The following is a 7,469-nucleotide window of genomic DNA, read 5'->3' as shown; positions in this document are numbered from 1 at the left end:
CGACACCCTATAGAATAATGTGAAGGACGTGGCGAAATGTTCCGCAGCTTTGCAGGACTACGCCGCGTTCCTCCGCATTACCGCTTCCTCGCGATAAGCCGTCTTATGGCGAGCTGCGCATAAGATACCCCATGCGTCGGCATAGGTGTCATAGACTTCGATCTGTTCGGGCGTCAGTTCGTGGCGCAGGATGTCGTATTCGACGCCTGCGAAGCTGAGTGCGCGCGCGGTATAGAGTCCTGTGGCCTTGAGATCGCGGGCGACCAGCTCCATCGCCGCGATGCCACCCTGACGGATCTGGGTGATAAAGGCTTCACGGTTGGCGAAGGCGGTATCTGGCCCCCACAGGCCGAGCCGCACCGCATAGGCAAGATTGTTGACCTCGGACGCGCCGGTGGCGGACGCATAGAGCACGCGCGCGAGCGGCAGATGGTTCTGGAGCAGGACCCCTGCGATGCCCTGCTGCGACCCCTTCTTGGTGCCCATCGATCCCTCGCCGCCTGCAACGCCGCCCATCTCATGGGCTTCGTCGAAAGCGATCACGCCGTCGAAATCGGCACCTGCCCAGGCAATGATCTGGTCGAGCCGCGTGGCATCGCCCCGGTTTGAGCGCAGGGTCGGATAGGTGACGAACAGGACTCCCTCGGCCATCGATATCGGCTCGTCGATTTTCCAGCGCGAGAGCGGCTGCACATCGGCGGCAAGACCGCCCAGCGCGGTCCAGTCCCGGATCGCATCGGCGTGCAGTGCTTCGTTCTTGCTGATCCAGATATTCTTGCGACGACCGGCAAGCCAGTTGTCCAGAATGACGGCCGCGACCTGACGCCCCTTCCCTGCCCCGGTGCCGTCGCCCAGGAAATAGCCTTTGCGATAGGCCCGACCGTCGTCGGCGAGGACCAGGCCGACGCCTTCCTTGTCGGGCTTTGACAGGCCGGGGATGAACTGGGTCCAGGCATGACCGGCATAGACGACGGTCTCGAGTTGCGAGGAGGACAACAGCCTGTCCGTCACGGTTCGCTCAGGGAGCGCGGGCACATGGGAGGGGATCGGCGCCGGGATCGAGCCCATGGCGATGGATTCGACCAGGGCGGTCGGATGCTCCCCAGCGGTATCGAAGACGATCCGGCTCGGGCGATAGGGAAGATAGACGCCGGTCTGCTCGGCCAGCGGTGCCGCCGTTTCGAGGACGGCATAGCTTACGGGAAGCACGTCGTTGCGCGCCGGTGCGCGGAAGATTCGCGGCGTGGCGGCGGGCTTCGACTTGACGCTGCGCATCAGCGAGATCGGGCCGCTGCGTTTGACAGGCGTTGGCGCGACCGCGGTCATTGGCAGGCGTGGCGGGATCGCGAGGACATCGAGAAGGTCAGCGACATCGCGGCGCTGGATCGTTGTTGTCGTGGTATCGCCCACGGCCTTGTCGATGACGTAAAGGCGGACTGCGACCCCGGTGCCGTGCTTGCCATAGGCATGGGTGAGCCGGATCGAGGTGCGGAGGCTGACGCTGGCGAGCGTGGTCGACCAGACCGATGCCATGCGTGCCGATTGCGCAAACCAGTCGGGCATGATTGCCACGACGCGTCCCCCCGGTGCCAGACGTTTGATGGCGGCCTGGAGATGGCGGACGGCTGCCAACGCATCGGCGCCGCGGCCGAGCGACCGCGAGAATGGCGGGTTCATGAGGATGAGGCCGGGGCGCGGTGCTGCCGTCATGACGCTGGCGATCTGTGCGCCGTCATGCCCTGTGACGCTGGCAAGTGGATAGGCCGCTGCTAACCGAGCGCGGCGGGCCGGGTCGATCTCATTGAGATGAAGCGCCGCGACAGGTGGCAGGCAGGCGATCAGCAGGCCGTTGCCCGCGCTCGGTTCAAGGACGATATCGTCGTCCTGTGGCGCGGCAAGCAAGCAGGCAACCGCCGCAAGGTCGAGCGGCGTCGAGAATTGCTGCCAGTCGATCTGTTCCTCGCTGCGGACGGTCTGGGTGGGAAGTCGGCCGACAAGAGCGATCGCCTCTGCGATGCTTGGAGGCTTTGCCCCGCCATTGACCGCCAGGACGGTCGCATGCTCGAGGATTTCGAAGCTCTCGCGCTGGGTCCAGTGGCCATCGGCGTCGCTGCCGCCAAAGGCGTTTGCCATTGCGTCGTTAAGCTTGGCGCGGGTGATTTTGACCCCGCTTGCGATCGAGGCCGCGACGTGACGGGCAGCAGCGGTGGCATTTCCGGCGCGGGCAGGCGCCGTATCGAACAGGTCGGTCATGGGGATCTCCAGGGCTTGGGCTGCTCGTGCAGCTCGCAAACCCGATCCCCCTCCCCTTCAGGCTCCTGGCTTCAGGACGTCGGCCCAGTCGCCGAAGCGCGGCGGTGGCGGCATCCGCTTGAGTATGAACCCCTGTGGGCGGTAGGCGGCCCAGGCTTTCCGCCGCGCGCGCCGCCCTTCGAAATCATTATCCTCGGCGAAGATGAGCGTGGTGACACTCGCGGGGATATAAACACGGTCGAGGCGCGCTGCGCCAAGGGTCGCCCAGCAGGGAATGCCGTGGATCTGGCTGAAGGCAGCCGACGTCTCGAACCCTTCGCCAAGGGCGAGTGTCTCGCGAACGCGCACCCCCTGCCACGTCGCGCCGCCCGGCGTTCCCAGGGTGACCTTGTCGAGATAGCTCCCGGTCTCAAGGTCGAGGAAAATACGCTGGATCGCTCGAAGTACGCGCCCTTCCCGCGCCGCGACCAGGAGGGCCGGGAGAAAACGGGTCAGGGGCTTTGGACCCCACGGGCAGCGCGGATGAAAGCGCAAGTCGTCGAATGTGCCGGTGATACCGCGAAAGCGCAGATAGGCTTGCGCCGGCGTACCCTCGATCGGGAGAGCATCGTTCCACAATCGCTCGAGATTTGCGGGGCGTCCAGCGCGCTGGGCGGGAGGTGGCTCGTAGCGACGACCCGGTTCGATGCGGGCGATCTCGCGCAGGACGTCGTCTGCCGCGCAGCCGGCAAAGCAATGGACCAGGATGCCGTCATGCCCTTGCCGCAGCGACAGGCTGGGTTTGGAATCTGCGTGCGCAGGGCACCGGCACATGGCGTTGAAGCCGTGCCATGTGCCGCCAAGGGTGCCGACGATATCGACGAGGGTCTGGGTGGGTTTAAGGGCAACGAGGGGCATCACATATCCTTTCTCGTCTGCTCGACCCCCCTCCCCTTTTCTGATCGTCCTATCAGCGGTCCTTCGTAAACAGCGCCCAGGCTTCTTCGATGAGTACGCCCTGGGTGACGCCTCGGCGCTGAGCTTCATCCGCGATTTCTAATGCGACATGCGGCAGTACCTTGGCGTGGACTTGTCCTGTTCTTGGACTTGGACGCCGACCAGCCTTGCGAGGTTCAGGGTCGCGAGAAACGAACCCATGTTCTTCTGCCGCCTCGTCTGCCGCTCGGAGTGCAGACGCATCTTGTGGTTTTGGCCGGGTTTTCAGGCCACCGATGTCGATGGCGAAACTTGGCTTTTCGGTCATCGTGCAGTCTCCTTCAGTCGTTCTACGACGGCTTGCATAAATGCTGAGGCGTTCTGCTGTGCTGCGACTGCATTCCCCTGGGGTGGCATCGTGTAGAGATCGCCACCGAATTCGAAGAGGCTGGAGAAAGCCGATCGTTCCAACAGGTCGGGTTCTATAACGTCAACGCCTTGTCCACGGAGCGAAGCGACAATCCCGGAATGCTGCTTGGAACGGACTGTTTTTGTCATCGTGAATACCGCGGCATATCGAATCTGCCGACCCAGCGATTCCTCTTCTTCCATTATCAGGGCGATCGCGCGTGCGCCGATTGTTGCATCGAGAGTGGTTGCTCGCATCGGTGTAATAACAAGATCGGCTTGCGATATCGCTCGCGACATCAGTCGTGAAGCCACACCTTCCATGTCGACGATGACGATTTCCCCATCGCGATCGAATTCTTTGATTGTTTTGATGACTGTCGATTCCGTCACGTCGTTGAGAACCTTGATTCTCGGAGGCAATGCTCCTCGGCTTGCCCAAAGGCTGACGGACATATTCGGATCGCAGTCTAGAAGCGTAACGGGCACGCCAGCGTGAGCGAGTTCCGTGGCCAGAATGACCGCTGTGGTACTCTTGCCGGCCCCTCCTTTCGGGGACGCGATCGTGATTGTTGGCATGGGGACCCCCTGAATGTTGTTGCCCGGAGCGCTTTCGCAAACCGGGTTTTGGTATCAATCGGATATGCTTATCAACCGGATTTCATCGATGACCAGATATGGCAATTAACCTGGTATATGCCATAACCGGATTGGAATGGAAACCCGGTATTGGCGTCGACCGGGTACTCGAGATGACCCGATAATTCCTTGCACCTGATAAGAGGGCTTACCCGATAATCCCTTATACCTGATAACACATCATACCTGATATTCCTAAATATCCGGTTTCCCAGATTATCGGGTGATCTCAATAATCCGGTATAACCTCTAACTCGGTTCGTCAAATTATCCGATTAGGATCGTCATGCGCCGAGGAGCGATGAGGGCGTGCACACAATCGTGCACAGCGGGCTTTGACCGAAGCCAAGTGACTTAGGGCCCGGAAGCAAAGCTCATTTGGTAGTTGCACGATCTGATACGATCAGACTGACGTCGAGTAGAGGGGCGCTCTGCCAATTTAGCTCAACAAGTCACCCCTTGACGGACGCACAGTGTAATTTTTTTCCACATTGACCGGATTGGTCGACTCTGGCTGTTTGAAGCTATGAACTCATGCCTCGCAATAAGACTTGTAACAGGTGTAACAGCGATCGCGGCCGTTTCTTCACCCGTCGCTGCGTCGCAGCGTAGAGTCGAGATCGTCGCCTTTGGTGACATATCCCGGGGTGCTGTAATTGATGTCGGTCCCGCGCGCGCTATCCCCAGGCAAGCAGACGTGCCTGAGATTGGTGTTTCGCCGGAAAGACTTCAAGCCGATTTCCGCAATATTACAGCGGGAGAGAACGCCTGGGGTTCGGATATACCGAATCCTTCGGTTTCTGTTCCTCTTTGGATGCAGACCGGCACGGTGATGACCGGCGCAGCTCGGGCTGCGCAAAATGTCGTCGCACCCTTCATGTATAGTCCGGCCGCCTGCTCAATCACGCCATACCGTCCGCGTGGCGATCTGGCCCCTTGGCAGGAGGCACGAAGAGCGCGCTATTTCCCGATGATCTCAGCCGTAGCTTGTGAAGCTGGGGTCCCGACCGGCCTTCTCGACGCTCTAGTGGCCCAGGAAAGCCAGTATGATCCGCTTGTGGTCTCGCCCAAGGGCGCCGTTGGCCTGACCCAGTTGATGCCTGGCACGGCGCGCGGGTTGGGCGTTTACAACTCTCGCGATCCGCTTGCCAATCTGAGGGGAGGGGCGAGGTATCTTCGTTCTCACCTAGACGAGTTCAAAAGGGTCGACTTGGCGCTGGCAGCCTATAATGCCGGTCCGGGTCGCGTTCGTATGCTCGGCCGGATACCGCCGTTCCGTGAGACGATCGATTATGTTGCCGCAATCACCAAGGGTTGGAGCAACGGCGTGTCAAGAATGGCGTCGATCCAGACGGCTTCCCACCCCAGTCTTCCTAGGATAGCGCAGGGCAGGGGGGTCGAATTGTTTGCCTACACATCAACGAGTGTTTCAAACCCCAGATAGTGTGCAAAATAGATCGCAATACATAAAACTGCCGGCGCACCTTGGAGATAGTTGATCTGCCAACGTACCCAGACCCTGGGGAGCACGAGCATCTTATCCAGCGTCGATGTTGTGGGAAGACCGATTCCCCCCTGTCGATAGTCGTAAGCTGTTTTGGCAATTGCGAAGGTAGCGCACATTAATGCCATGACGCCGACGGCGGCATAGAGGGAGAGCCAGGCCTGAACTGTCGCTTGGGGCATGTTCGCTACCTAACAGTAAGATCCTGTCGCTTCCTTAACTCTCTGATCGTGCCGAAGTTACCGGAGGCTGGATCAGCTTGCGCTAAGGGATGCAGTCGCGTTGAGCGCGCGAAGGGAAGGGTGGCATCGTTGGATTAGCGCTCTTAAGCTGCGCAGACTGGCGCTATGGTGTGTTTCGGCGTGCAAGTGGTGCCCACCTGACTCGGTGATCGGCGCCTAATCGGGGACCACCCCCGGGTCATCTATGGTCGTCAGCTTTTTTGGTTGGCGACGAGGCGGAGGATGACGACGGTGGAGACGATTGGACGGATCAGGCGTGCGTATTTCGTGCAGCGGCAATCGGTGCGGGAGATCGCGCGGCGGCTGCATGTTTCGAGGAAGACGGTCAGGAAGGCGATCGAAGCGGAGGACGGCAAGTTCGGCTACGATCGCACGGTTCAGCCGAAGCCCAAGCTCGGCGCCCACGTTGCCGAGCTCGAGCGGTTGCTGGCGGAGAACGAGCGCAAGCCGCGGCGTGAACGGCTGACGCTGATCCGGCTGTTCGAGGCGCTGCGGGCGCAAGGATATGAGGGTGGCTACGATACGGTTCGCCGCCATGCACGTCGCTGGCAGCGTGAGGAAGTTGGTCGCACGGCGACCGCGTTCGTGCCGCTGAGCTTCGAGCCCGGCGAGGCCTACCAGTTCGACTGGAGTCATGAGGTCGTTGTGCTGGCGGGCGTGACGACGACGGTGAAGGTCGCGCATATGCGGCTGTGCCATAGCCGGATGTTCTTCGTACGTGCCTATCCCCGCGAGACGCAGGAGATGGTGTTCGACGCCCATGCTCGAGCCTTCGCCTTCTTTGGCGGCGTCTGCACGCGGGGGATTTACGACAACATGACCACCGCGGTGGATGCGGTGTTCCTGGGCAAGGAGCGCAAGTTCAACCGCCGCTTCCTGCAGATGTGCAACCATTATCTGGTCGAGCCGACCGCGTGCACGCCGGCGGCGGGATGGGAGAAGGGGCAAGTCGAGAACCAGGTGGGTGTAGTGCGCGAACGTTTCTTCACGCCCCGGCTGCGCTTTGCCAGCTACGAGGAGTTGAACGCCTGGCTGCTCGACCGCTGCCTGGAACATGCCAGTGCCCATCGGCATCCCGAGTGTCGTGACCGTACCATCGCTGACGTGTTCGAGGACGAGAAGCCGGCGCTGATGCGCATGCCGACGGCTCCGTTCGATGGCTTCCACTCCGTCACCGCCTCGGTCTCCAAGACGCTCCTGGTGCGGTTCGATTACAACAAGTACTCGGTGGCGGCCCGGGCTCTCGGGCGGCCGGTTGAGGTCCATGCCTATGCCGGCCGCATCGTCATCCGCCAGGGCGACGATATCGTCGCCGAGCACGATCGCCGCTTCGGCCGCGAGCAGACCGTTTATGATCCCTGGCACTATGGGGTCGGTACACAGAACGGACCCAGATATACGCTCTCATGACTGCCATCCGAGACGCTGGCCGAGTTTACTCCTTCGCTGACCGCAAGACCAGCGTTCGCATTGACCTTGGCGGGTGTGCCGCGGACGCCTGATCGACG

General features: G+C 61.2%; 6 protein-coding genes and 1 pseudogene. 2 read left to right on the top strand and 5 right to left on the bottom strand.

Annotation, left to right across the window (positions count from 1 at the left end; genetic code table 11):
• Nucleotides 1–57 precede the first annotated feature (57 nt).
• Genes KAY22_RS21875 through KAY22_RS21860 form a run of 4 tightly spaced genes read right to left on the bottom strand, consistent with a single transcriptional unit; the run spans nt 58 to nt 4,155 of the window.
• Nucleotides 58–2,253 (bottom strand): strawberry notch family protein, encoded by a 2,196-nt coding sequence (locus KAY22_RS21875; RefSeq protein WP_296625312.1) that lies wholly within the window; start codon nt 2,251–2,253, stop codon nt 58–60.
• Between the two features lie 57 nt (nt 2,254–2,310).
• Nucleotides 2,311–3,150 carry a toprim domain-containing protein gene (locus tag KAY22_RS21870; RefSeq protein ID WP_063977164.1) on the bottom strand — a complete coding sequence of 280 codons (840 nt, stop codon included), beginning with the start codon at nt 3,148–3,150 and terminating at the stop codon, nt 2,311–2,313.
• A 52-nt stretch (nt 3,151–3,202) separates the two neighbouring features.
• A complete protein-coding gene (locus tag KAY22_RS21865; RefSeq protein ID WP_081261105.1) occupies nt 3,203–3,496 on the bottom strand; it encodes a chromosome partitioning protein ParB in 294 nt (97 codons plus the stop codon).
• Entirely contained in the window at nt 3,493–4,155 is a 663-nt protein-coding gene (locus tag KAY22_RS21860) for a ParA family protein (RefSeq protein WP_063977163.1), read from the bottom strand. Before KAY22_RS21860 ends, KAY22_RS21865 begins: the two co-directional genes overlap by 4 nt.
• 757 nt (nt 4,156–4,912) lie before the next feature.
• On the opposite strand from KAY22_RS21860, the gene KAY22_RS21855 reads away from it, so the two are divergent.
• Nucleotides 4,913–5,659 carry a lytic transglycosylase domain-containing protein gene (locus KAY22_RS21855; RefSeq protein WP_234781661.1) on the top strand — a complete coding sequence of 249 codons (747 nt, stop codon included), beginning with the start codon at nt 4,913–4,915 and terminating at the stop codon, nt 5,657–5,659.
• On the opposite strand, the gene KAY22_RS21850 is transcribed toward KAY22_RS21855, so the two are convergent.
• The gene (locus tag KAY22_RS21850) at nt 5,626–5,901 is read right to left on the bottom strand and encodes a hypothetical protein (RefSeq protein ID WP_063977162.1); all 276 of its coding nucleotides are present in this window, start codon (nt 5,899–5,901) and stop codon (nt 5,626–5,628) included. The two genes, KAY22_RS21855 and KAY22_RS21850, sit on opposite strands and share 34 nt — an antisense overlap.
• A gap of 282 nt (nt 5,902–6,183) precedes the next feature.
• Here KAY22_RS21850 and istA point away from each other — a divergent pair.
• A pseudogene (gene istA, locus KAY22_RS21845) lies at nt 6,184–7,329 on the top strand (IS21 family transposase); the annotation flags it as partial.
• Nucleotides 7,330–7,469 lie beyond the last annotated feature (140 nt).

The organism is Rhizorhabdus sp., assembly GCF_018006725.1.
Classification (GTDB): domain Bacteria; phylum Pseudomonadota; class Alphaproteobacteria; order Sphingomonadales; family Sphingomonadaceae; genus Rhizorhabdus.
Note: the sequence above shows the minus strand (reverse complement) of the source record. Positions and strands in the feature narration are given on the sequence as shown.

Excerpts from the sequence above, each read along its gene's own strand:
- KAY22_RS21850 (WP_063977162.1), bottom strand. The coding sequence starts at position 5,901 with ATGCCCCAAGCGACAGTTCAGGCCTGGCTCTCCCTCTATGCCGCCGTC.
- KAY22_RS21865 (WP_081261105.1), bottom strand. The coding sequence starts at position 3,496 with ATGACCGAAAAGCCAAGTTTCGCCATCGACATCGGTGGCCTGAAAACC.
- KAY22_RS21875 (WP_296625312.1), bottom strand. The coding sequence starts at position 2,253 with ATGACCGACCTGTTCGATACGGCGCCTGCCCGCGCCGGAAATGCCACC.
- KAY22_RS21860 (WP_063977163.1), bottom strand. The coding sequence starts at position 4,155 with ATGCCAACAATCACGATCGCGTCCCCGAAAGGAGGGGCCGGCAAGAGT.
- KAY22_RS21870 (WP_063977164.1), bottom strand. The coding sequence starts at position 3,150 with ATGCCCCTCGTTGCCCTTAAACCCACCCAGACCCTCGTCGATATCGTC.